Genomic DNA, 23,333 nt, shown 5'->3' with positions numbered 1-23,333 from the left:
GCGCGCCAGCCGGGCGCGCCGCCGCTCGATCAAACGAGCAGGGCCCAGGAACGGAGAGGGAATCCCTGGGGGAAGGCGTAGCGCGATCGGCCGCGCGAAGCCTGCGGCTAGAAGCCCATCCGCGCGCGGATGCCGACATAGCGCCTGGAATTGCGCGGCAGCAGCTGGGCGACGGCCCCGGCGTTGGAGGAGCCGGTATAGCCGAGCGAGGTCGCGTAGTGCTGGTCAAGCAGGTTGTTGACGAACAGCGCCACGCGGTAGTTCTGCTCGTCGCGTCCGGCCACGCCGATGCTGGCGTTGACCACGCCGAACGCCTTCTGACGCGAGATCGGCGTGCCCAGCAGGTCGAGCATGACCGCGCTCTGATGGGTGTATTCGGCGGTCACGAAACCGTCGAAGGGCAGGCTCGGCAGCGCGACGTCATAGGCGCCGGCCAGCGAGTACTTGAACTTCGGCGAATTGGCCAAGGGCTTGCCCGAGAGGTCCTGGAAATTGGAGCCTCCCACCGGCCGGCAACCCTGCGCGAGCGTCTGGCCGGTGTAGCACGGCGCATTGGCGAACTCGCGGATCGTCGCATCGGTATAGGCGGCCGAGGCGTCCAGACGCAGGGCGCGCATCGGCTTGGCCGAGACCTCGACCTCGACGCCCTTGCTGCGCAGCGCCCCGACATTGCTCAGCTGCGGCACGATCGTGCCGTCCGGCTGGGTGACGCCGCCCTGGGCCTGGAAGTCGGTGAAGTCGGTCAGGAAGCCGGTGACGTTCAGTTGGACGCGGTTTTCCAGGATCCGGCTCTTGACGCCCAGTTCGTAGGCCTTGCTGGTCTCGGGGCGGACAGGCCTGGCCGCCCGGGCCGGCGTGAAGCCGGTGCTGATGTCGAAACCCTGGCCCTTGTAGCCCGTCGAGAACGAGGCATAGGCCATGACGTCTTCGGCCAGGTCCTGGCGCAACGCCACCTTGTAGGTGACGTGGTCATCCTTGGCCTTGCCCGAGCAGGTGACCAGGCACGAGGCGTTGTTGGCGGGCGGCGTGACCACCGGGTTGCGATTGATAAAGGTGGCTTCGATGACCTCGTGGTTGAACCGCAGGCCGCCGTCGAGGTGGGTGCTCTCGCCGACGTGGTAGGTCATCTGGGTGAAGGCGGCCATGGTCTTGGTGCCGGCGGTCGCCGCCCAGCTGGTCGCCGCATTGGGCCCCCGCGAAAACGAGCGGTTGGAGTCGCCGTCGGCGTAGAACAGGGCGAACAGGTAGTCGAGCTTGCGTGCGCCGCTTGAGACCAGGCGCAGTTCCTGGGTGAAGTTCGTCGAGTGGAACGGACCGCCTGCGGTGGAGCCGTTCGGCAGGATGCTGGTCGGGTCGGCGGCGTTGAGCAAGGTCGGCGTGCCGAGCGTGTCGAGGTCTTCCCGGAAGCGGAAGCGCCAGTCCTGATAGCCCGTGATCGAGACCAGATTGGCCTGGCCCAGATCCAGGCTGGCGCGGCCGGTCAGCATGGTCTGCTTGCTGGTGTTCTTCGGTTCGGTGTCCAGGCGGATCTTGTAGTTGTCGTCGCCGGGCGTCAGGCCGACGGCCGACAGGGCCAGCGGCGCGCCGAAGGCGATGGCGCCGGGATTGATGCTGCGGAAGGTGCGGACCTGGCCATCGGTCTTGGTGTTGGTGTGGGAGGCCGTCAGGGCGATGTTGAGGTTGTCGGTCGGATCCAGCTCCAGCCGCCCCCGCACGCCATAGGAGCGGTCGCCGTTGAGCTTGTGGCCGGTATTGAGGTTGCGGATGTAGCCGTCGCGGTCGCCATAGAAGGCGTTGAGGCGGAAACCGGCCCTGTCCGAGATCGGTCCGGAGACCATGCCCTCGACACGCTTTTCGCCGTCGGTGGTCAAGGCCCCGCCGATGGAGCCGGTCAGGGTCTTGGTCGGCTTCTGGGTGACGATGTTGATCACGCCGGCGGCGGCGTTCTTGCCGAACAGCGTGCCTTGCGGGCCGCGCAGCACTTCAAGGCGGGCGATATCGTTGAGGCCCGAAAACGCCTGAGCCTGCTGCAGCAGCGCGACGTCGTCGACCACGACGGCGACGCTGGGCTCGATGCCGATGCTGAACGAGAACGTGCCGATGCCGCGCAGATTGATGCTGTTGCCGGTGGCGTTGGTGTTCTCGGTGACCGTCAGGCTGGGGGAGACCCGGACCACATCGGTGACCTGGACCACATTGCGCGCTTCCAGCTGTTCGCTGGTGACGGCGCTGACGGCGGCCGGCACGTCCTGCAGGTTCTGCTCGCGCTTTTGGGCGGTCACGACGATGGCGTCGAGCTGGTCCGCTGGTTGAGCCGCCTCCTGCGCCCAGACGTGGCCTGAAGCCGCAACCATGGCGGCGCTCGCCATCCAAAGAAGACGCCTGTTCATTTCCCCTCCAATTTTCTTTATGAGTGGCCTGTCCACTCGCGCTTGATTTGCCTGACCAATTCTCGGGGCAAGCGAATTTGCGTCAACCTCTTTTTGCCTGACAACTTGGCCGATCCGGACCACAATCAAGTTCGGCAACCGGTTTGCTGGCCGCTTCGTTCGAGGCGGATGTCGAAGGCGCTCTGGAGGTAGGACATGACGGCACGCGCAAAGGGGAGCGCGGAAAAGGCCGGGGCCGCCGAGGACGGCGCGCCGAACGGCGAGCGCCTCTATCAGAGACTGGCCCGGCACATTTTCGACGATCTGGTCGCGGGTCGCTACGCGATCGGCAGCCGCCTCCCCGCCGAACGCGAACTCTGCGCCGAGTACGGCGCCAGTCGTCCCGCCGTGCGCGAGGCGCTGATCGCCCTGGAGGTCCAAGGCTATATCGACACGCGCGTCGGCTCTGGCGCCTATGTCCGCCGGCTGCCGGGCCGCGAGGATCATCCCGGCTTCGCCATTACCGCCTTCGAGCTTACCGAGACCCGTGTGGCCTTCGAGGGCGAGGCCGCCGCCCTGGCCGCCAAGCAGATTACCGACGACGAGATCGCCCAGCTCGAAAGCCTATTGGAGGAAATGGCCGTCGAGAACCTGCGCCCCAAGGTGACGGAGGACGCCGATCGCGAATTCCACATGACCATCGCCCGGGCCACGCGCAACGCCGGCATCGTCCTGATGATCGATGAGCTCTGGCGACTGCGCTCGACCTCCCCCGCCTGCGCCCTCCTCCACGACAAGGCGCGCAACGCCAAGATCCGCCCTGTGGTGGCCGAGCACCGCCGCATCGTCGAGGCGCTGAAGGCCCGTGACCCGCAGGCGGCCCGGGCGGCCATGCGCGCCCATCTGGCCGCGGTCATGGACCATCTCCTGTTCACCACCGAGGAAATGGCGCTGGAAGCGGCGCGGCGCGCCGCCGCCGGAGTTCGCGCACGGTTCTCGGCGACGACCACACCTGACTGACCAATTTCAAAAATCGATCTGGCAGATTTAGTTTCAGACGCTAAGGTCCCGAAAACGTCGCAGCTCACGCGGCGAACGGGAGGCATGCCGATGAAACGCCTGTTGCTGGTCTCGACCCTGGCGGCCCTGGTCGCTCCGGCCTTCGCGCACGCCCAAGCGCCGACCCCTCAGGCGCGGAGCGTGACGCCCCTGACGGAAAACTGGCGCTTTCGCCAGGACGACAGACTGAGCGGCGTCGAGAACCCCGCCTTCGACGGCCAGGATTGGCAACGGGTGGCGGTCCCGCACACCTGGAACCGCGTCGGCCTCTACCTGCCCGGACCGGTCGAACGCACGCACAAGGCCGAGACGATCAACAAGACCCAGGGCGTGGGCTGGTACCGCCTGTCGTTTGCGGCGCCCAAGCTGGACGGCCGCCGCGCCTATCTGCAGTTCGACGCCGCCAGCCGCACCGCCAAGGTCTGGCTGAACGGCGTCCTGCTCGGCGAACACCAGGGCGGGTTTTCGCGGTTCCGCCTCGACGCCACCGACGCCCTGCGCGCCGACGGCCAGAACCTGCTGGTCGTGCGCACCGACAACAGCAAGCCCGCGCCAGGCTCGTCGACCGTCGACAACCTGCCCCTGACCGGCGACTTCTTCGTGCATGGCGGCCTCTACCGGCCTGTCAGCCTGGTGCTGACCAGCCCCATCCATTTCGACATGCTCGATTTCGGCGGTCCCGGGGTCTATGCGGCCACCACCGAGCTGTCGACGACCAGGGCCGGGATCCAGGTCCGAGCCCGCCTCCGCAACGATCTGGCCCAGGCCCGGCCGGTCCGGCTGGTGACCAGGCTCTACGACGCCGCCGGTCGCCTGGCCGCCCAGGCCAGCGCTTCGGTCGCCCTGCCCGCCAAAGGTGTCCAGGACGCGGCCCTGTCGCTGTCGCTGGTCGATCCGCATCCATGGAACGGCACGGCCGATCCCTATCTCTACAGACTGGAGACTGAGCTGGTCGGCGCCGGCGGCAAGGTGCTCGACCGCGTCTCGACACCGTTCGGCGTGCGCCAGATGGGCTTCGACCCCGATCGCGGCTTCCTGCTGAACGGCAAGCCCTACCGCCTGCATGGCGTCGGCTATCACCAGGATCGCGAGGGCAAGGGCTGGGCGATCGACGCCGCCGATGTCGAGGAAGACATGGCGATCCTGCGGGAGATGGGCGCCAACACCATTCGCCTGACGCACTACCAGCACGGTCAGATCATCCACGACCTGGCCGACAAGTACGGCTTCGTTCTGTGGGACGAGATCCCGCTGGTGTCGGCCTGGACGACGGGCGGCGCGCTCGAACCCACCCCGGCGCTCGTGGCCAATGCGCGCCAGCAGCTCCAGGAACTGATCCGCCAGAACGCCAATCACCCCTCGGTGGCGACCTGGGGCATCGCCAACGAGGTCGACTTCGGCAACTCGTTCCCGGCCTTCCTGACCGGCTACAAGAACGGCGCGCCCGATCCCATGCCGCTGCTGAAGGCGCTGAACACCCTGGCGCACGAGGAAGATCCCAGTCGCCCGACGGCGCTGGCGACCTGCTGCGAAGGCCGGGTGTTCGCGGCCGGGGTCGACGTTCCGACCACCGCCGAGGCGGCCGATCTGGGCGGCGCCAACCGCTACTTCGGCTGGTACTTCGGCGCGCCCGACGATCTTGGTCCGCACCTGGACGCGCTGCACGCCAAGCGGCCCCGTCAGCCGCTATCCGTCACCGAATACGGCGCCGGCGGCGGGGTGACCATCCACACAGACGACGTGTTGGGCGGGCCGATCGACTCCCGCGGCCGCGTGCAGCCGGAGGAATATGAGAGCTACATCCACGAGACGGCCTGGGCCACGCTGTCGCAGAAGCCCTATCTCTGGGGAACCTGGCTGTGGAACGCCTTCGACTTCGCCACCACCATTCGTCACGAAGGCGACGCCGACGACATCAACACCAAGGGCTTGGTCACTTACGACCGCAAGATCCGCAAGGACGCCTGGTACTTCTACAAGGCCAATTGGGCGACGACGCCGACGGTCCACATCAATGGCCGGCGCTATGTCGACCGCGCCTATCCGGTCACGGACGTGCGCGTCTATTCGAACGGCGCGGCCACGGAGCTCACGCTGAACGGCCGCTCGCTGGGCGAGCGCGCCGATTGTCCGCAGCGAGTCTGCGTCTGGCCGGCCGTCCGCCTTGAGCCCGGCGAGAACGTCCTGGTCACCCGCGCCCGGTTCGAAGGCCGGTTGGTCGAGGACCGCATCGTCTGGCGTCGTCCACGCGACCCGAACGCGCCGATCCGCATCGACGCGGGATCTCTTGTCGGGGTCGGCAAGACGGTCAAGTTCGGTTCGGACGCCTTCTTCAAGGGCGGCCAGGCCCTGTCGGCCAACACCCCCGCCGACTACGGGCGCCCCGAGGTCCGGGCCGCGATCACCGGGACCGAGGAGATCGACGCCGCCAGCAGCTACCGGCAAGGCCGCTTCACCTATGCGATACCCCTGTCGCCCGGCCGCTACAGCGTGCGCCTGACGTTCGTCGAGCCCAAGCTGGCGGCCGGCGAACGCCGTTTCGACGTCGTGGCCAACGGCGCGCCGGCCCTGCCGGACCTGGACGTGGCCGCCCAGGCCGGCGGCCCCCTCAAGGCGCTGACCAAAACCTTCGAAGCAAGCGCCGCCGATCAAGGGCTGACGCTGGCGTTCAACCCGACCAAGGGTGAGGCGATCGTCTCGGCGATCGAGATTACGCCTCTGCAGGCCGCCAAACGTCAGAATCCAGCGACGCAATGAGAGGCTGACTAGGTCCTGTTCGGGGCGATCTTTTTTGCTCGCCGGCGCCGCGACCGATGCCCGTTGGGGAGAAGTCCTCTGCTGGTTCGCCGGCCGCTTCGACCCAGACGTTTGAGCCGACCCGGATGGGGCGTTCACAGCTCGACCAGAAGTCGTCTTCATTATCCGGCCTGAACGATCTTATTTATCGGCATGTTATAGTGCTCTGTAGCGGATCCGTCACGAAGCTGCTCGAGCCATCAGACCGCCTACGCGCGGAACTCGTCGCGCCTGAGCCGCGTTGGACGCCGAACAGCGTTGAGTGGCACACGGCGGCGCCGGACCTTCCGGGATTCAGGTTCTCCGATGCGCCCGATTGTGCGCGCTTCGCCTATGCTTTCGATCACCTCGCTAACATCATGACGAGTTCACCGAAGCCATTGGTCTCCACCCGTAAGCGCTTTGCGTCTTCGACTATGGCGCTCCGATCGGGCTTCCGGCTGGGAAGACACGCCCAGAGCAGGGGCTTTCATGACATGGACGCTCGACCATGACGATCCTCGCGATCGGTGCAGCCGGCAGATTTGCCGCCTACGTCGTTCCGGCCCTGGTGCAGCGTGGCGCAAGAGTACGGGGTCTCGTCCATCGGCCTGAGCATGCCGATCAGGCGCGCAGCAGCGGTGCAGCTGAGGTCGCGGTCGGCGATCTTCGTGACCGGCAGAAACTCGACGCAGCGCTCAAAGACATAGATTCTCTGTTCTATATCGCCCCGGCTTTCATGCGGGACGAAGCCGAAGTTGGCAAAAGCGTGGTTGAGGCGGCTGTCCGCGCCGGCATTCGGCGGATCGTGTTCTCGGCGGTCATCCACCCAGTCCTATCCGTGCTCCCCAACCACGCTGCCAAGGTCCCCGTCGAGGAGGCTATCTTGACTTCGGGCATGGCGTACACGTTTCTCCATCCAGCTCGGTTCTATCAGAACTATGCAGCCTTCTGGCCCAAGGTGATTGAGGACGGGGCACTGGTGGAGCCGTGGTCGGCGGATACACGTTTCTCCCTGGTGGACTATCGCGATGTCGCGGAGGTCGCAGCGATCGCACTGACCGAGGACCGACTGCTCCACGGCACGTTTGAGCTCTGCGCGCCTGGATATTGGAACCGCCGGGACATTGCCGGCCTTATGAGCGTGGTGCTGGGTCGCGAAATCAAAGAGCGTCGAGGCCCGGATGCACTGGGCGATGTTCCCCAAGCCCAGAGGACGATGTTCGAGCACTACGATCGGCACGATCTGCTCGGCAATCCACTGACGTTGACCGCGATCCTGAACAAGGAGCCGCGCGCACTCAGGGCCTATTTCGAGGAATTGGCGAATCAGGATCGCCGAGTAGGCGGCTAAGGGACCATGAAAGCATCACGGGGCTCTCACTCGTTATGCCAATCCGCCGATTTCTACGCCAGACCACGCCACTGCCCTCTATCTACGAAACTCGAAGGATGATGGTTTGATTTCGATCGAAGCACGCGGAACATCGTATGATTATTTCGCGCTCCTCATTCCCACTCGATCGTGCCGGGCGGCTTGGAAGTCACGTCGTAGACCACGCGATTGACCCCGCGGACCTCGTTGATGATCCTCGTGGCGGTCTTACCCAGGACGTCCCAGGGAAACTCGAAGAAGTCGGCGGTCATGCCGTCGGTCGAGGTGATGGCGCGCAGAGCCAGGACGTTCTCGTAGGTGCGGGCGTCGCCCATGACTCCCACCGTCTTGACGGGAAGCAGTACCGCGAAGGCCTGCCAGATCTTGTCGTAGAGGCCGGCCTTGCGGATCTCGTCCAAATAGATGGCGTCGGCCTGCTGCAGCACGTCCACCTTCTCAGGGGTGATGTCGCCGGGGATGCGGATGGCCAGGCCAGGACCCGGGAACGGGTGGCGGCCGACGAAGGCCGGGGCCAGGCCCAGCTCGACGCCGAGGGCGCGGACCTCGTCCTTGAACAGCTCGCGCAGCGGCTCAACCAGCTTCAGCTTCATGAAGTCGGGCAGGCCGCCGACATTGTGGTGGCTCTTGATCACCGCCGAGGGACCGCCGCGGGCCGAGACGCTCTCGACCACGTCGGGATAGAGCGTGCCCTGGGCCAGGAAGTCGGCGCCGTCGATCTTGGCCGCCTCGCGGTCGAAGATGTCGATGAACTTGCCGCCGATGATCTTGCGCTTGGTCTCCGGATCGCTGACCCCGGCCAGGGCGCCGAGGAACTCCGCGCCGGCGTCCACATGGACCAGCGGGATGTTGTAGTGGTCGCGGAACAGGGTGACCACCTGTTCGGCCTCGTTCAGGCGCAGCAGGCCGGTGTCGACGAACACGCAGGTCAACTGGTCGCCGATCGCCTCGTGGATCAACACGGCGGCCACCGAGCTGTCGACCCCGCCCGACAGGCCGCAGATCACCTTGCCGGCCCCGACCTGGTCGCGGATCTTGGCGACCATTTCCTGGCGGAAGGCGGCCATGGTCCAGTCGCCCTTCAGGCCGGCCAGGGCCAGGAAGTTCCTGTAGATCCGCGAGCCGTTGACGGTATGGACCACCTCGGGGTGGAACTGGACCGCGTAGATCTTCTTGGCGTCATTGGCGATGGCCGCAAAAGGCGCGCCGGTCGAGGTGGCGACGACCTCGAAGCCTTCGGGGATGGCGGTGACGCGGTCGCCGTGGCTCATCCAGACGGTTTCCAGCTCGCCGACGCCGGCAAGACCCTGGAACAACGGGCTGAGCTTGCCGATGGTCAGCTCGGCGCGGCCGAACTCGCCGGCGTGGCCGCCCTCGACCTTGCCGCCCAGCACGTCGCACAGCAACTGCTGGCCGTAGCAGATCGCCAGCATCGGCACGCCCAGGTCAAAGAGCTTGCGGCCGATGCGGGGGCTGTCCTCCTCCAGCACGCTGGCTGGGCCGCCCGACAGGATGATCGCCGAGGGCTGATAGTCGTCGACCAGGGCCTCGGCCTTGTCGAACGGATGGATCTCGCAATAGACCCCGGCCTCGCGCACCCGGCGGGCGATCAGCTGGGTCACCTGGCTGCCGAAGTCGACGATCAGGACGCGCTGGTGGTGGGGTTCAGTGGTCATCAAGATGGCCTTCCGGAAGCTTGGAGGATGCGGGGAGCGGCGTCGGTTCCAGCAGCATGGGGCGGTAACCGGGGCCATATAGGGCGGGATCAGGAACGACCTGGATGTTGACGCCGTTCAGCTCGGCGCTCCGCGCGGGATCGCCGTTGTACATTTCGACACCCTCGCCAAATTTCGATCGCACAAAGATAGTCTCGCGCGCGACGCCGTCGGCGAGCAGGGCGTCGACGACGACATTTACTCGCGCATCAAGGATTCGCTTCTTGGCGGCGGAAGTCGTCTCAAGCGCTCCCTCCGGCACGACTAACACAGCCCCTGCCTTTAAAATTTTCGCCTGCTCGGCGACGGTAGCCAAGGTCGAAGAAAACCTTTCCGGCATTTCGGGTTTGGCGGAGTTCGCCTGGAAGTAAACGACCTCTATCGCCGTGGTCAGAGGCTCGCTAGGGCGGGCGACACCGCCAAATGCGAACGCGAGCAAAGCACCGGTCAGGAGACGCCTTGCTCGCGCCATCACGCCTTCCGCTCCAGCACCGCCGCGAAGAAGCCGTCCGTGCCGGCGCTCTTCGGCGTCAGACGCAGGTGACCCTGCGCGGTGATGTGCTGTTGCACGCTGTCGAGCGTAATCGGCGTCGCCGCGAAGCCGGGATGGCGTTCGAGGAAGGCCGCGACGCGGTCTTCGTTCTCCTCGACCAGCAGCGAGCAGGTCACATAGATCAGCCGGCCGCCGACCTTGACGAAGTCGGCCGCGTCGGCCAGCACCGCGTCCTGCTCGATCTGGCGCTTGGCCAGCTGGTCGGGCGACAGCCGCCACTTGGCGTCGGGGTGACGGCGCCAGGTGCCGGAACCCGTGCAGGGGGCGTCGACGAACACCAGGTCCAGCTTGCCCTCCAGCCCCTTCAGCGGCTCGCCCTCGATCGGCGAGCGGATCTGCAGGTTGCGGACCCCGGCCCGCTGGCCGCGGCGGATGGTGTCGGCCAGGCGGCGGGCGTCGCTGTCGTGGGCGTAGATCTGGCCGCTGTTGCCCATGGCCGCGGCCAGGGCCAGGGTCTTGCCCCCGCCCCCGGCGCAGAAGTCGAGCACCTGCTTGCCCTTGATCTCGCCGGCCGCGGCGGCGGCGATCTGCGAGCCCAGGTCCTGGACTTCGAACCAGCCCTTGGAGAAGGCCGGAACGGCCTCGACCGAGGGCGTGCGGTCGGCGGCGCCCGGCGCGGGGATGCGGAAGGCCGTGTCCAGCACGCCGGCCGGCTCGGCGCCGATCAGGGCCACAGCCTTGCCGCCGCGCTCGACGTCGGTCTTCAGCAGGTTGATGCGCAGGTCCACCGGCGCGCGTTCGGCCAGGGCGGCCATCTCGGCCGCAGGATTAGCGCCCAGGGCGCGGACCAGGTGCGGCTGCAGCCAGTCGGCATAGTCGCCGGCCACCGGGGCCGGGGCGTCGGCCAGGGATCGCGGCGCCGCCAGGCGCTCGCGTTCCGCCTCGCTCAGGGCGCCGGGACCGTGGTCCTCGCCGGCGGCTTCGGCGATGCGGTCCAGCGACCAGTTCCAGTCGTGGGCCAGCACGCCCAGCACCACGCCGCGCGGGCTGTCGTCGCCCATCATCCAGCCCAGCGAGCGCTTGCGGCGCAGGGCGTCCAGCACTAGGCCCGAGACGAAGGCGCGGTCCTTGGAGCCTGCATAGCGGGCGCTCTCGCCCCAGCGCTTCAGCGCCATCCGTACGGGGAAATGACGCGTCTCGATCTCGGTCAGGACCTCGATCGCCGCTGCTAGTCTGCCGCCGTCGCGCATGTTGCTTTCAGATCACCAAGGCCGCCAGGATCAGGCCGATGCCGATCACGGAGGCCAGCCAGACCAGCGACCGGACAACCGGCACGCCGAAGGCATAGAGAAAGATGTAGACCGCCCGCGCCCCGACATAGAGCGCCGCGCCATGGGCGCTGACGAAACCCAGCCGGCCGCCCAGATAGGCGACCAGCACGGCGGCGGCGAAGAACGGAAAGGTCTCGCGGAAATTGACGAAGGCGCGCTCCAGGCGCCCCGCCATGCCCGTCAGCACGACTGGCGTGTCGCGGGGGCCGACGTTCCACTTCAGGCCCCGCTGCGGCTGGGCGGCCGCGGCCGCCCAGAACAGGTGAACCAGGCCGATGACCACCGCGGCGGCCAGCATCTGGAGTTCGAAGGCCATCCGCACCGGCTAGACCGCGCTCGGATAGTTGGGCGCTTCCCGGGTGATCATCACGTCGTGGACGTGGCTCTCGCGCAGGCCGGCGCCGGTGATCCGCACGAAGCGGGCCCGCTTCTGGAACTCGGCGATGTCGGGCGCGCCGACATAGCCCATCGCCGCCCGCAGGCCGCCGACCAGCTGGTGCAGCACCGGAGCGATCGGGCCCTTGAACGGCGTCTGGCCCTCGATGCCTTCGGGCACCAGCTTGAAGCTGTCGGTGACTTCCTTCTGGAAGTAGCGGTCGGCCGAGCCGCGGGCCATGGCCCCCACCGAGCCCATGCCGCGATAGCTCTTGTACGAGCGGCCCTGGTACAGGAACACCTCGCCGGGCGCCTCTTCGGTGCCGGCGAACATCGAGCCCATCATCGCCGTCGAGGCCCCGGCGGCGATGGCCTTGGCCAGGTCGCCGGAATATTTGATGCCGCCGTCGGCGATCACCGGGGTGCCGCTTTCGCGGGCGGCGCGGACGGCTTCAGCGATGGCGGTCAGCTGCGGCACGCCCACCCCGGCGACGATGCGGGTGGTGCAGATGCTGCCGGGACCGATGCCGACCTTCACCGCGTCGGCGCCGGCGTCGATCAGGGCGCGGGCGGCGTCGTAGGTGGCGATGTTGCCGGCGACGATCTGCACGCGATTGGCCTCGCGCTTCAGGCGGCTGACCGCCTGGGCGACCTGGCTGGAGTGGCCGTGGGCGGTGTCGATCACCACCACGTCGACCCCGGCCTCGACCAGGCCCATAGACCGCTCGAAGCCCACGTCGCCGACCGTCGAGGCGGCGCCGACGAGCAGCCGGCCCTTGTCGTCCTTGGCCGCCAGGGGGTGGGCCTGGGCCTTCTCGATATCCTTGACGGTGATCAGGCCGACGGCGCGATAGGCGTCGTCGACGACGATCAGCCGCTCGATCTTGTGCTTGCGCAGCATCTCGCGCGCCTCGCGGTGATCGATGCCTTCGGACACCGTGATCAGGTTCTCGCGAGTCATCAGAGCCGAGGCGGGGACCGTATCGTCGCCTTCGAACCGCATGTCGCGGTTGGTCAGGATGCCGACCAGCTTGCCGGTCCTGGCCTCGACCACGGGGAAGCCCGAGATCTTGCGGCGGGCCTTGATCTCGCGGATCTCGGCCAGGGTGGTGTCGGGATTGATGGTCAGCGGGTTGATGACCATGCCGCTTTCGTAGCGCTTGACCTCGCGCACATGGTCGGCCTGCTCGTCCACCGTCATGTTGCGGTGCAGGATGCCCATGCCGCCGGCCTGGGCCATGGCGATGGCGAGGCGGCTCTCGGTCACGGTGTCCATGGCCGCGGACACGAGCGGGATGTTCAGACTGATTTCACGCGTGAACTTGGTCTCGGTCGTCACCTGGGTGGGCATGACGTCTGACGGACCGGGTTCGAGCAAAACGTCGTCGAAGGTGAGCCCTTCGCGAATCTCCATTGGAGTCTCCATTTTGCGAGCCGCGTATACCTACGCAGGGCCGTCGTGTCGACCCGATTGGCGGCATAAATGGTGACGATGGAGCCTGAAGTTCAGGGTCGGCGGCGTCGAACGAGGCTCGGCGCCGCCGGATCGCCTCAGGTCATGGGCTTGGCGCCGGGCGCGGAGCACTTGGCGAACTTGCCCTTGGCGTCCTTGCACTTGACCGGCTTGGCCGCGGCGGCGGCCGGACACTTGGTGAACTTGCCCTTGGCGTCCTTGCAGGGCGCGGCGAAGGCGGACGAGCCCGCCGCCGACAGTCCGATGGCGAGCGCAATGGCGATAGTCAGGGACTTGGACATAGGGCGGCCTCTCATCTTCACGCGTCAAATACGCGCAGTGAAGGTCGCGCCGACCACCGCTTCATCGCAAGCGTTTGAATTGTAAAATTCGTGACTCACCAAGATTTTGGGAGCTGGAATATTTCCTCAAGGTTTAAAATATTTCCGAAACTACTTTGAGAAAATCCTCCTGGAGAGGAGTTTTTATTAGTTAATCAATCATAAGGCGTCTTAATCCAACGCCTACCGCCCCTTGAAACCTGTCGCCACCAGGAAGACCTCGGAGCTGTCGCTGCGACTCGCCTTGGGCTTGAAGTGGACGACCTTGGTGAAGTGCTTCTTCAGCTGGGCGATCACCGCCGCCGTCTCGCCGCCCTGGAAAGCCTTGGCGACGAAGGCGCCGCCGGGTTTCAGCACCTCAATGGCGAAGTCGGCGCCGATCTCGATCAGGCCGACGATCCGCAGGTGGTCGGTCTCGCGGTGGCCGACGGTGTTGGGGGCCATGTCGGACATCACCAGGTCCGGCGCCCCGCCCAGCAGCTCCAGCATCTTCGGCGGACAGGCCGGGTCGGTGAAGTCCATCTCCAGGATGTGGGCCGGGGCCACCGGATCGACCGGCAGCAGGTCGACGCCGACGATGTCGGTGACGCCGCGCTCAGTGGCGATCTGCAGCCAGCCCCCCGGCGCGCAGCCCAGGTCGATGACCCGCGCGCCCTTGCGGAAGAAGTGATGCTTGTCGTCGATCTCGCTGATCTTGAAGGCCGCGCGGCTGCGATAGCCCAGGGCCCGGGCCTTGGCCGAGAACGGATCGTTGATCTGCCGCTCCAGCCAGGCCTGCTGCGAGGGCGTGCGGCCGAAGGCGGTCTTCAGCCGCGCCGGCTTGGCGCGACCGCTCTCGTTGCCGCCGGCCGGAGGCTTGACCATGCGCTTGCGGGGAGGCTCGTCGTTCATGCGTTCACCGTCTCGGGCCTGGCGCGGCCCGCGCCGCCGCGCCGACGCCGGCGCGGCTTCTTCTGTTGCTCGGACATCAGGGACATCAGCAGCCCCTCTCTAAGCCCCCGATCGGCCACACGCACGCGCGAACACGGCCAAAGCTCCTGCACCGCCTGCAGGATCGCCGCCCCGGCCAGCACCAGATCGGCCCGATCGGCCCCGATGCAGGGCTCCAGAGCCCGCTCCCGGGCGTTCAGGGCCAGCAGGCGGTCGGCGGCCGCCTCGCACTCGCTGCGGTGCATCCACAGGCCGTCGACGACGTTGCGGTCGTAGCGCGGCAGGCCCAGGTGCAGGCCCGCCAGGCTGGTGATCGCGCCGGAGGTGCCGACCATGTGGGCCCGCCCGCTCTCGAACAGGCCTCGCATCGGTTCGGCGTGGGGAAAGGCCTCGATCCGCGCCTTGACGTCGTCGACCATGGCCCGGAACCAACCCTCCTCCACCCTTTCGCCCTCGGGAAAGCGCTCGGCCAGGGTGACGACGCCGATCGGGATCGACAGCCAGGCCTTGATCGGCAGGCGCCAGGCGGCGAACTGCCGGGGCTTGGCGTCCAGCCCGCCGCCTTTCAGGTCCACCCAGGACAGTTCGGTCGAGCCGCCGCCGACATCGACCACCAGGGCCGCCTCGGCCTCGCGGTCGAACAGGCTCATGCAGCCGGCCACCGACAGCTGGGCTTCCTCCTTGGGCGTGATGATCTGCAGCCGCAGTCCGGTCTCCTCGGCCACCCGGCGCACGAAGTCGGGACCATTGGTCGCACCCCGACAGGCCTGGGTGGCCACCGCCTTGACCCGCAGCACCTTGCGGCGGCGGATCTTTTCGGCGCAGACCTTCAGGGCCGCCATCGACCGGTCCATGGCCTCGTCGGACAGCCGGCCGCTCTGCGACAGCCCCTCGCCCAGCCTGACGATGCGGGAATAGGCCTCGACGACCCGGAAACCGCGGGCCGACGGCGTAGCCACCAAAAGGCGGCAGTTGTTGGTTCCCAGGTCGAGCGCCGCATAGCACGACGACTCGCCCGGCGGCCGGCGCCGGCCCGAACCCTGAGCGTGGGTCGCAGGCGCGCCGGGCGCTCGCGGCGCCTCCGACATGGTCTTTCCACCTTGTCTCGCAGGCGATTCATGCCGAACCGCCTCACTTCGGAAGCGAGCATAGCAACCAGATTCCCCCGCCGGAAGGCGTCGCCTTGTTATCTGGCCACGGAACTTTACGTTCAGCTTCTAGTCAGGAGACTCGGTCTAGTCTGAGCGCATGAATTCGAGATTCGCCAAATTCGCGATCGGCCAGGTGGTCAAGCACCGGATCTTCCCGTTCCGGGGGGTGGTGTTCGACGTCGACCCGGTGTTCGCCAACACCGAGGAATGGTGGAACTCCATTCCCGAAGACATCCGGCCGACCAAGGACCAGCCGTTCTACCACCTGCTGGCCGAGAACGACGACAACACCTATGTCGCCTATGTCTCCGAACAGAACCTGCTGGCCGACGACTCCGGTCAGCCGGTGGGCCATCCGCAGACGGCGGTGATCTTCGAAAGCTTCGACCACGGCGCCTACAAGCTTCGCCCCCGGATCTCGCACTAGACGCAACGTCTGCCCGGGAAGACGCTGGTATCGCGCAAAATCCGAACGGAACTTGCCGCCGGCCCGGCGTAACGTCACCGCATGAGCGCAGACGGCTTCAGCGGCGGCCCGCCCCCGGGGGCGAGGGCCGATTGGACGATCGACCAGGGCTGGGAAACCTATAGCCAGGCCGAGCACGAGGTCTGGATCACCCTCTATGAGCGCCAGACCGCCCTGCTCCCGGGCCGGGCCTGCGACGCCTTCCTGCGCGGCCTCGACGCCTTGGACCTGCACCGGTCGGGCATTCCCGACTTCCGGCGGATCAACGAGGAACTCCAGCGCCTGACCGGCTGGAGCGTGGTCGCCGTGCCGGGCCTGGTGCCCGACGACGTGTTCTTCGACCATCTGGCCAACCGCCGCTTCCCGGCCGGCCAGTTCATCCGCAAGCCCGACCAGTTGGACTACCTGCAGGAGCCGGACGTCTTCCACGACGTGTTCGGCCACGTGCCGATGCTGACCGACCCGGTGTTCGCCGACTATATGCAAGCCTACGGCCAGGGCGGGCGGCGGGCCTTGAGCCTGGGCCGGCTGGCCAACCTGGCGCGGCTCTACTGGTACACCGTCGAGTTCGGGCTGATGGAGACCCCGGCCGGCCTGCGTATCTACGGGGCTGGCATCGCCTCCTCCCGGGCCGAGTCTATCTTCGCCCTCGACGATCCCTCCCCCAACCGGCTGGGCTTCGACCTGGAGCGGGTGATGCGCACCCCCTACCGGATCGACGACTTCCAGCAGGTCTATTTCGTCATCCCGTCGATCCAGACCCTGCAGGAGGTGACCCTGCGCGACTTCGCCCCGCTCTATGACCGGCTGGCCGGCGCCAGCGACCTCGGCATCGCCGAGATCACCGCCGCCGACCGGGTGATCACCACCGGAACCCAGGCCTATGCGAAAACCGGCGGCCGGCTGGCCTCGGCGGCCGGCTGACCTTTCAGGCCGAACAGGATCCGCACCCCGGGAACGCGCCGGACGATCTCGTAGGTCGCAAAACAGCCGGCGAAGGTGAAGACGATCAGGATCAGCGCCTCCAGCGGCTGCGGCAGGCCCAGCTTGGCCAGGTGGTGGGCCATCACCACGATCAGGGTCTGATGCACCAGGTAGAACGGGAACACGCCCAGGGTCAGGTAACGCAGGACCGGGCCGCCGCGGTTCAGATGCCTGGCCCCGAAACCCAGGATGGCGGCGATCGAGCACCAGGCGTCGGTGGCCTGGACGAAGCGCATGATCGGGCGCAGCCACTCGGGCGGGATCGGCGTGTCGTTGCGATAGACATAGGCGTAGGTGGCCCAGCCCAGATAGCCGGCGATCGCCAGGACCATGGCCGGCCAGCGCGCCGCGATCAGCCGCTGGCGCAGCGCTTCGGACTTGGCCAGGCCGAACCCCAGCAGGAAGGCCGAGAACGACACCGCATGCACATAGTGGTCGCCGACCAGGGCGTGGGTCTCGCCGAAGCGCGGATAGAGGGTGGCGCGCAGCAGGCCCAGGAACAGGATCGGCCACAGGATCAGGCCGGGACCGCGCAGCACGCGCTCGGCGGCGGCCTGGAGATGGGCGCCCAGTCGCCGCCAGACCAGCAGCAGGCCAGCCAGCACCAGGGTGTAGAACAGCAGATAGGCCACGAACCACATGTGGTTCCAGGTCGGGGTGATCAGGCAGCCCTCGGGGGTGCACCAGTGGCCCGAGGCGGTGATGTAACGGACCCAGAAATTGTCCACCGTCAGCGAACTCCCCGGATGGGCGGCCGCATATTCGACGATCTGATAATAGGACTGCGGCGGCACGATCACGACCATCGCGAACAGCAGCGGCGGCAGCAGGCGGGCGATCCGCGCGCCGGTCAGTTTCCCGACCGTGACCTTGTCGGCCATGAACCGGGTCGCCGCGCCCGACACCAGGAACAACAGTGTCAGGCGCCAGGGATTGGTCAGGAACATTGCCAGTTCCAGCGCCTCGACCGGATGCGGCGACTTCACGTGCCAGTCCCAGGGCACGTAGAACATGCCGACGTGATACAGAATCAGTAGGAAGAACGCCCCGACCCGAATCCAGTCGAGGTCATGGCGGCGGTCAGGGTTTGAAGCGGTCAGAGGCATGGCGAGGCGTCCGGCGTGAAAGATGATGCGACCGTCGTGGCCCGGACCGCCGCCGGCAGCCAAGCGCCCGGGGACCGGCGGCCGCCGGCAGGGACGAACGGAAAACCCCCAGGGACCAGCGGCGCGCTCTTCGGGATGAGCGGCGAAGAGCGCCAGGGCGTCTGGCGCGCCTGGCTCTTGGGCGCAGGCCTGGTCTGCTGCTTCGCCGTGGTCAATGTCCTGACCGTCCGCCACGACGCGCCGCGCCTGGGCGCGCTTGCGCCAACCATCTGGGAGGCCAGCAGCGCCCTGGTGACGATGGTGATCTTCCTGCTTCCCGCTGCTGTGGCGGTGTGGACCACGCGAACGGCGCCGCGCTGGTGGCGAGCGCTGCCCGTTCACCTGGCCGCGGTCGTGCTCTATTCGGTGTTGCACGTCGCCGGTTTCGTGGCCCTGCGGAAGCTGGCCTATCTGGCCGTGATGCACGAGCCCTATCGGTTCGGGCCGTTGTCGACGGAATTTCCCTACGAGTTCCGCAAGGACCTGCTGGCCTACGGCCTGGCGTCGATCATCTTCTATCTGTCGCTGAGACGCAGCGCCCGCGAGGCCGCGGCCCACGCCCAGACGGCGACGGCCGCCGTCAGCTTCGACATTCGCGACGGCGCCCGGCTGGTGCGCGTGCCGGCCTCCGAGATCCTGGCCGTGCGCTCGGCCGGCAACTATGCCGAGTTCCTGCTGGCCGACGGCCGGCGACCGCTGATGCGCTCGTCCCTCAGCGCGCTGGAGACCGGCATGGCCGAGCACGGCTTCGTGCGCACCCATCGCTCCTGGCTCGTCAATCCGGTCCGCGTGACCGGCCTGCGCCCCGAAGGCTCGGGCGACTACGCGGTCGAACTCGGCGGGGTGGAGGCGCCCCTGTCGAGGCGCTTCCCGCAGGCCCTGGCGGCGTTGCGTGGGTAGGACGGCTTCAGCCGTGGCGGCCGAAAACCTCGTCCTTCGACAAGCTCAGGATGAGGATTTCTAAGCGCCGAGCTCGCACATGGTCCTCATCCTGAGCCTGTCGAAGGACGAGGACCACGCACCGCCTGAATGTCGATCCGCCCTAATCCAACAGCAGTCCCATGACGATGTCGTCGTCCACCGTGCCGTCCGGCAGCCGGCCGCGGCCGATCATCCGGCCCTCGATCCTGAACCCCAGCCGCTCATAGAGCCGCTGGGCGCCGATATTGGCCGCGCCGGTCCACAGCTCGATCCGCCCGACCGGCGGGGTCATCGTCCGGGCCGCAGCGATCAGGGCGCGGAATAGGGCCGAGCCGACGCCCCGGCCCTGCCAGTCCGGATCGACCGCCACGGTCAGGTCGGTCAGCACGTGAGCGAAGATCGCCACCTTCATCCGCTCGACATGCAGCTCGCCGCACAGCGTCCCGTCGGCGCTCTCGGCCACTAGGTTGACGCCGCCGTCGGCCGCGGCCGCCAGGGCGTGGGCGACATAGTCGGCCGTCACCTCTTCGGGCTGCCGCGCCAGGCCGCCAGGCTGGGCGGCGGCCCTGCGGTGCAGGGCCAGGATGGCGTCGGCGTCGTCGGGCGTCGCCGGACGGATAGTGAAGTCGCTCACGGTCAGAGGGCCCTCTGGAACGGGTAGAAGCCGCCGCCAAGATCGAGGATGGCCGTCAGTTCGTCCAGCGCCTCGCGCCCCTCGACGATCAGATCCGGATCGGCCAGGTCGGCGGGGGCCAGGCGGTCGCGATAGCGGCGCTCGGCCCAGGCGTTGAGCCGCGCGTGCAGGACGGCGTCGAGCCTCTGGGCCGGGTTGGCGGCCGCCAGCTCGGCGTCGGTCAGCACAACCCGCAGGCGCAGGCAGGCGGGACCGCCGCCATTGCGCATGCTCTGGCGCACGTCGACATAGTCCACCCGGCCGATCGGTCCGTTGGAGCTGGCCAGGGCCTGGGCGACGGCGTGGGCCCGCGGGTTGTCACGGGTCTCGCCGGGGGCCAGCAGCACCAGGCGGTCCTCGCCGGGCAGGACCAGGAGCTGGGAGTTGAAGAGATAGCTTTTCACCAGGTCGTCCATCGGCAGGTCGGCCTCGCTGATCTCGACGAAGGCCGGTTCGAACAGGCCGTCGGCGGCGCGGCGGACGTCGGCCTCCATCGCCGCGCGGTCCTCGAACGCGCGCTCATGGAACAGCAGGCATTGGCGCGTGCCGACGCAGACCACGTCGTTGTGGAACGCCCCGCCGTCGATCGCCGCCCGGCCCTGGCGGGCGAAGACGCCGCGCGCCGCGCCGTGGCGGCGCTCGACCGCCTCGAAAGCCTCATGGGTCTGGCGGGCCGGGTAGCGGCCGTCCCAGTGCTCCCAGGCCTCGCGCCCCCAGACGAACAGGTTGACGCCTGGCTCGCCATGGTCGGCGCAGAGCCGCACATGGTTGGCCGCGCCCTCGTCGGCGAAATGCGGCTGGGCCGGCAGCGGATCATGGACGGCGAACCGGGCCTGGTCGGGGAACAACCGCCGCAGCGAACGCTCCGTCTGCGGCCCCTCCAGGCTGCGATGCAGATTGGTCAGCAGGTTGGCCGGGGTGAAATGCACCCGGCCGTCGGCGGCGTCGGCGCTGGGCGTGACGGTGGCGGCGTTGGCCGCCCACATCGGCGAGGCCGAACAGGCCGCCGCCGCCAGGGCCGGGGCGTCCTTCCAGGCCGTTTCCAGCACCTGGGCGTCGGAGCCCGAAAAGCCGATCGATCGCAGCAGGGCCAGGTCCGGCCGTTCATGCGGCGGCAGCACGAACTGCGGCACGCCCCAGTCGGCCAGCTGCCGCATCTTGGTCAGGCCCTCCAGGACCGCGGCGCGCGGATTGGAGACCTCGCCGGCGTTGGCCTGGCTGGCGATGTTGCCGGGCGACAGGCCGACATAGGAGTGGGTGGGTCCGACCAGGCCGTCGCAATTGGCCTCGACCGCCTTCGGGCTCACGCGCGCAGCCCCTTGATGTCGCCCAGGGTGTCGCTGACGCTGGCGGCCTCGAAACTGGCGACGGGATAGGCGCAATAGTCGGCGGCGTAATAGGCGCTGGGCCGGTGGTTGCCCGAGGTGCCCAGGCCGCCGAACGGCATGGTCCCCGCCGCCCCGGTGGTCGGCCGGTTCCAGTTGACGACGCCGGCCCGGATGCGCCTGAGGAAATGCTCCCAATGCGCTGTTTCGTTTGAGATCAGCCCCGCCGACAGGCCGTAGCGGGTGGCGTTGGCGGCGGCGATCGCCTCGTCGAACGAAGCGACCCGGCGCACCTGGAGCAGGGGCGCGAACAGCTCCTCGTCGGGAATCTCCAGGCCGGTGACCTCGACCAGGCCCGGCGAGACGAAGGCCTTGCTCAGGCCGTCGACGGGCGCCATGGCGCGCACCGTTCGGCCGCCCATGGCGTTGGCTCCGGCCAGGGCCATGGCGGCGGCGCGGTCGGAGATCAGCGGGCCCATGAACGGCTCCTCGCCGCCATTCCACGGACCGATGACCAGGCGCTCGGCCAGGGCCGCCACCGCGTCGATCACCGCCCGCCCGGCCGCGTCGTCCGAGACGATCAGCCGCCGGGCGCAGGAGCAGCGCTGGCCGGTGGTGATGAAGGCCGACTGCACGACCAGGGCGGCCACGGCCTCGGCGTCGCCGGCGTCCCAGACCACCAGCGGATTGTTGCCGCCCAGCTCCAGGGCCAGGATCACGTCCGGCCGGTCGGCGAAGTGGCGGCGGAAAAAGGCCCCGGCGGCGGCCGAGCCGGTGAACAGCAGGCCGTCGATCTCCTGGTCGATCAGGGCCTGGCCGACTGCGCGGCCGCCCTGCACCAGATTGACGACCCCGGCCGGAACCCCGGCCGCCTCCAAGGCCTCAACCAGGAGCTGCCCGGCCAAGGGCGTTTCTTCCGACGGCTTGAACACCACCGTGTCCCCGGCCAGCAGGGCCGGCACGATGTGGCCGTTGGGCAGGTGGCCCGGGAAGTTGAAGGGTCCCAGCACCGCCATGACCCCGTGCGGCCGGTGGCGCAGCACCGCCCGGCCGAAGACCATGGCGTTTTCGTGCTCGCCGGTGCGCTCCTCATAGGCCTTGATCGAGGCGTCGACCTTGCCGGCCATCGAGCCCAGCTCGGCCTTGGTCTCCCACAGCGCCTTGCCGGTCTCGCGGCTCAGGGCCTGGGCATAGTCGGCGGTGCGGGCGGTCAGCACCTCCTTGTAGCGGCGCAGGATGGCGATCCGCTCGTCGCGCGGCCGGTCGGCCCAGGCCGGGAACGCTCGACGCGCGGCGGCGACCGCATCGACGACGTCCGCGCCGTCGGCGACCGCCTGCCGCCAGATGATCTCGCCGGTCGTCGGATCGACCGAAACCGCCTCCGGTCCGGCGCCCGCGCGCCAGACCCCGTCGATGAACACGCTGCCGCTCATGCCTTCACCCGCACCATTTCGCCTTCGCTCACGCCCAGGGCCGCCGCCGCGTCGCGGCCGATGATCGCCGTCTCGCCGTCGATCAGCACCGGCGCCCGCACCGCCCGGAAGCTGGCGACCGCGCCCGAGGAGATCAGGGCCTCCTCGCCATAGGCGTCCTCGCCCAGCCGCACCCGCAGCCGCCGCGCCTCGCGCACCGTCTTGATGTCATCCCGCCGCGCCGCCACCGTCGGGCCGGCGTCAAAGATGTCGACCAGGCCCGAGAACCGGAAGCCCTCGGCCTCCAGCATGGCCCGCGCCGCCTCGCCCTCGCGGTGCACCCGGCCCAGGGTCTCCGAGGCGGCCGACGGCAGCAGTTCGACATAGATCGGATGGCGCGGTGCCAGGTCGAGGATGAACTGGCCGTCGGTGGAGGCGCTCATCCGGTCGGCCTCGTCGAACTCCAGGCGAAAGAACTTGCTGGCCACGTGGTCCCAGAACGGACAGCCGCCGTCCTCGTCGAACCAGCCGCGCAGCTCGGCCAGCACCATCTCGGCGAAGCGCTGCGGCTCCAGCCCGATCAGCATGTAGCGCGACTGGGCGAGCAGCCGGCCCGCCCCGCCCTTGCGGCGCTCGGGTTTGAGGAACAGCGAGCCCACCTCCGACCAGCCGGCGCATTCGTTGACCAGCACCAGGGCCCGGTGGTCGAAGCGCTTGTCCAGGGTGGGAGAAGACTGGGCCAGGGTCACGACGCGGAACGAGAAATGCGGCCGCTTCAGGCCCACCCCGGCCTTGATCCCGGCCACCCCGACGATATCGCCGGCCTCGAGATCCTCCAGCATCAGGGTGTACCAGGCCTCGGGCGCGGCGACCTCGGAATGGAAGCTGGCCTGGGACAGCGCCAGGCGCGAGCGCAGGGTCTGCTCGTCGGCCGGCAGGCTGGTGAAGCCGCGGCCCGACAGCACGGCCAGCTCCATCAGGCTGTCGAAATCGGCGGGCAGCGCGGGACGGACGACGAGCAT

The 23,333-nt window shown here is 68.2% G+C and carries 20 protein-coding genes; 6 read left to right on the top strand and 14 right to left on the bottom strand.

Features of this window, described 5'->3' with window-relative positions; translation table 11 throughout:
- Positions 1-107 precede the first annotated feature (107 nt).
- The gene (locus ACIPQB_RS12800) at positions 108-2,354 is read right to left on the bottom strand and encodes a TonB-dependent receptor (RefSeq protein ID WP_446485619.1); all 2,247 of its coding nucleotides are present in this window, start codon (positions 2,352-2,354) and stop codon (positions 108-110) included.
- A 231-nt stretch (positions 2,355-2,585) separates the two neighbouring features.
- Between ACIPQB_RS12800 and ACIPQB_RS12795 the strand changes: the two genes are divergently transcribed.
- From ACIPQB_RS12795 to ACIPQB_RS12785, 3 genes are all read left to right on the top strand, one after another.
- A complete protein-coding gene (locus tag ACIPQB_RS12795; RefSeq protein WP_446485618.1) occupies positions 2,586-3,389 on the top strand; it encodes a FadR/GntR family transcriptional regulator in 804 nt (267 codons plus the stop codon).
- 90 nt (positions 3,390-3,479) lie between these two features.
- Positions 3,480-6,185: a glycoside hydrolase family 2 TIM barrel-domain containing protein gene (locus ACIPQB_RS12790; protein ID WP_446485617.1), complete on the top strand. Its 2,706-nt coding sequence runs from the start codon at positions 3,480-3,482 to the stop codon at positions 6,183-6,185.
- Between the two features lie 529 nt (positions 6,186-6,714).
- The gene (locus ACIPQB_RS12785; RefSeq protein ID WP_446485616.1) at positions 6,715-7,557 is read left to right on the top strand and encodes an NmrA family NAD(P)-binding protein; all 843 of its coding nucleotides are present in this window, start codon (positions 6,715-6,717) and stop codon (positions 7,555-7,557) included.
- Between the two features lie 155 nt (positions 7,558-7,712).
- Here the strand turns inward: ACIPQB_RS12785 and guaA are convergent, their stop codons facing one another.
- The 8 genes from guaA to ACIPQB_RS12745 all read right to left on the bottom strand — a co-directional run bounded on the left by guaA (position 7,713) and on the right by ACIPQB_RS12745 (position 15,322).
- Positions 7,713-9,272, bottom strand: coding sequence for a glutamine-hydrolyzing GMP synthase (guaA, locus tag ACIPQB_RS12780; RefSeq protein WP_446485615.1), 1,560 nt, complete (start codon positions 9,270-9,272; stop codon positions 7,713-7,715).
- The gene (locus ACIPQB_RS12775; protein WP_446485614.1) at positions 9,262-9,786 is read right to left on the bottom strand and encodes a hypothetical protein; all 525 of its coding nucleotides are present in this window, start codon (positions 9,784-9,786) and stop codon (positions 9,262-9,264) included. Before ACIPQB_RS12775 ends, guaA begins: the two co-directional genes overlap by 11 nt.
- A complete protein-coding gene (locus ACIPQB_RS12770; protein WP_446485613.1) occupies positions 9,783-11,054 on the bottom strand; it encodes an RsmB/NOP family class I SAM-dependent RNA methyltransferase in 1,272 nt (423 codons plus the stop codon). The genes ACIPQB_RS12775 and ACIPQB_RS12770 overlap by 4 nt, the downstream gene beginning before the upstream one ends.
- A 7-nt stretch (positions 11,055-11,061) precedes the next feature.
- Entirely contained in the window at positions 11,062-11,457 is a 396-nt protein-coding gene (locus ACIPQB_RS12765) for an MAPEG family protein (RefSeq protein WP_446485612.1), read from the bottom strand.
- 3 nt (positions 11,458-11,460) lie between these two features.
- Positions 11,461-12,924, bottom strand: a complete 1,464-nt coding sequence (guaB, locus tag ACIPQB_RS12760) for an IMP dehydrogenase (RefSeq protein ID WP_446485611.1) — start codon at positions 12,922-12,924, stop codon at positions 11,461-11,463.
- A gap of 137 nt (positions 12,925-13,061) precedes the next feature.
- Positions 13,062-13,265 (bottom strand): hypothetical protein, encoded by a 204-nt coding sequence (locus ACIPQB_RS12755; protein ID WP_446485610.1) that lies wholly within the window; start codon positions 13,263-13,265, stop codon positions 13,062-13,064.
- A gap of 222 nt (positions 13,266-13,487) precedes the next feature.
- Positions 13,488-14,195: an RlmE family RNA methyltransferase gene (locus ACIPQB_RS12750; RefSeq protein ID WP_446485609.1), complete on the bottom strand. Its 708-nt coding sequence runs from the start codon at positions 14,193-14,195 to the stop codon at positions 13,488-13,490.
- Positions 14,192-15,322, bottom strand: coding sequence for a Ppx/GppA phosphatase family protein (locus tag ACIPQB_RS12745; RefSeq protein WP_446485608.1), 1,131 nt, complete (start codon positions 15,320-15,322; stop codon positions 14,192-14,194). Before ACIPQB_RS12745 ends, ACIPQB_RS12750 begins: the two co-directional genes overlap by 4 nt.
- 160 nt (positions 15,323-15,482) lie before the next feature.
- On the opposite strand from ACIPQB_RS12745, the gene hspQ reads away from it, so the two are divergent.
- On the top strand, positions 15,483-15,812 hold the full coding sequence (gene hspQ, locus ACIPQB_RS12740) for a heat shock protein HspQ (protein ID WP_446485607.1): 330 nt from the start codon (positions 15,483-15,485) through the stop codon (positions 15,810-15,812).
- Positions 15,813-15,893: 81 nt separating this feature from the next.
- Positions 15,894-16,775, top strand: coding sequence for a phenylalanine 4-monooxygenase (phhA, locus tag ACIPQB_RS12735; protein ID WP_446485606.1), 882 nt, complete (start codon positions 15,894-15,896; stop codon positions 16,773-16,775).
- Here phhA and ACIPQB_RS12730 read toward each other — a convergent pair.
- Positions 16,733-17,941: an acyltransferase family protein gene (locus tag ACIPQB_RS12730; RefSeq protein ID WP_446485605.1), complete on the bottom strand. Its 1,209-nt coding sequence runs from the start codon at positions 17,939-17,941 to the stop codon at positions 16,733-16,735. The genes phhA and ACIPQB_RS12730 overlap by 43 nt on opposite strands.
- Positions 17,942-18,076: 135 nt before the next feature.
- On the opposite strand from ACIPQB_RS12730, the gene ACIPQB_RS12725 reads away from it, so the two are divergent.
- Complete coding sequence (locus ACIPQB_RS12725) at positions 18,077-18,880, top strand: LytTR family DNA-binding domain-containing protein (protein ID WP_446485604.1); 804 nt, start codon at positions 18,077-18,079, stop codon at positions 18,878-18,880.
- A 142-nt stretch (positions 18,881-19,022) separates the two neighbouring features.
- Here ACIPQB_RS12725 and ACIPQB_RS12720 read toward each other — a convergent pair whose 3' ends face one another.
- The 4 genes from ACIPQB_RS12720 to ACIPQB_RS12705 are packed head-to-tail and all read right to left on the bottom strand — an operon-like array spanning position 19,023 to position 23,333.
- On the bottom strand, positions 19,023-19,535 hold the full coding sequence (locus ACIPQB_RS12720) for an N-acetyltransferase family protein (protein ID WP_446485603.1): 513 nt from the start codon (positions 19,533-19,535) through the stop codon (positions 19,023-19,025).
- 2 nt (positions 19,536-19,537) lie between these two features.
- On the bottom strand, positions 19,538-20,881 hold the full coding sequence (gene astB / locus ACIPQB_RS12715; RefSeq protein ID WP_446485602.1) for an N-succinylarginine dihydrolase: 1,344 nt from the start codon (positions 20,879-20,881) through the stop codon (positions 19,538-19,540).
- Entirely contained in the window at positions 20,878-22,332 is a 1,455-nt protein-coding gene (astD, locus tag ACIPQB_RS12710) for a succinylglutamate-semialdehyde dehydrogenase (protein ID WP_446485601.1), read from the bottom strand. Before astD ends, astB begins: the two co-directional genes overlap by 4 nt.
- Complete coding sequence (locus ACIPQB_RS12705; protein ID WP_446485600.1) at positions 22,329-23,333, bottom strand: arginine N-succinyltransferase; 1,005 nt, start codon at positions 23,331-23,333, stop codon at positions 22,329-22,331. The genes astD and ACIPQB_RS12705 overlap by 4 nt, the downstream gene beginning before the upstream one ends.

The organism is Caulobacter sp. LARHSG274 (assembly GCF_052871235.1).
The sequence above is the reverse complement of the archived record's forward strand: the minus strand, read 5'-3'. Positions and strand labels throughout refer to the sequence as shown.

Coding starts and splice junctions, on each gene's coding strand:
- ACIPQB_RS12800 (WP_446485619.1), bottom strand. CDS start 2,354: ATGGTTGCGGCTTCAGGCCACGTCTGGGCGCAGGAGGCGGCTCAACCA.
- ACIPQB_RS12795 (WP_446485618.1), top strand. CDS start 2,586: ATGACGGCACGCGCAAAGGGGAGCGCGGAAAAGGCCGGGGCCGCCGAG.
- ACIPQB_RS12790 (WP_446485617.1), top strand. CDS start 3,480: ATGAAACGCCTGTTGCTGGTCTCGACCCTGGCGGCCCTGGTCGCTCCG.
- ACIPQB_RS12785 (WP_446485616.1), top strand. CDS start 6,715: ATGACGATCCTCGCGATCGGTGCAGCCGGCAGATTTGCCGCCTACGTC.
- guaA (WP_446485615.1), bottom strand. CDS start 9,272: ATGACCACTGAACCCCACCACCAGCGCGTCCTGATCGTCGACTTCGGC.
- ACIPQB_RS12770 (WP_446485613.1), bottom strand. CDS start 11,054: ATGCGCGACGGCGGCAGACTAGCAGCGGCGATCGAGGTCCTGACCGAG.
- guaB (WP_446485611.1), bottom strand. CDS start 12,924: ATGGAGATTCGCGAAGGGCTCACCTTCGACGACGTTTTGCTCGAACCC.
- ACIPQB_RS12755 (WP_446485610.1), bottom strand. CDS start 13,265: ATGTCCAAGTCCCTGACTATCGCCATTGCGCTCGCCATCGGACTGTCG.
- ACIPQB_RS12750 (WP_446485609.1), bottom strand. CDS start 14,195: ATGAACGACGAGCCTCCCCGCAAGCGCATGGTCAAGCCTCCGGCCGGC.
- ACIPQB_RS12745 (WP_446485608.1), bottom strand. CDS start 15,322: ATGTCGGAGGCGCCGCGAGCGCCCGGCGCGCCTGCGACCCACGCTCAG.
- hspQ (WP_446485607.1), top strand. CDS start 15,483: ATGAATTCGAGATTCGCCAAATTCGCGATCGGCCAGGTGGTCAAGCAC.
- phhA (WP_446485606.1), top strand. CDS start 15,894: ATGAGCGCAGACGGCTTCAGCGGCGGCCCGCCCCCGGGGGCGAGGGCC.
- ACIPQB_RS12730 (WP_446485605.1), bottom strand. CDS start 17,941: ATGCCTCTGACCGCTTCAAACCCTGACCGCCGCCATGACCTCGACTGG.
- ACIPQB_RS12725 (WP_446485604.1), top strand. CDS start 18,077: ATGAGCGGCGAAGAGCGCCAGGGCGTCTGGCGCGCCTGGCTCTTGGGC.
- astD (WP_446485601.1), bottom strand. CDS start 22,332: ATGAGCGGCAGCGTGTTCATCGACGGGGTCTGGCGCGCGGGCGCCGGA.
- ACIPQB_RS12705 (WP_446485600.1), bottom strand. CDS start 23,333: ATGCTCGTCGTCCGTCCCGCGCTGCCCGCCGATTTCGACAGCCTGATG.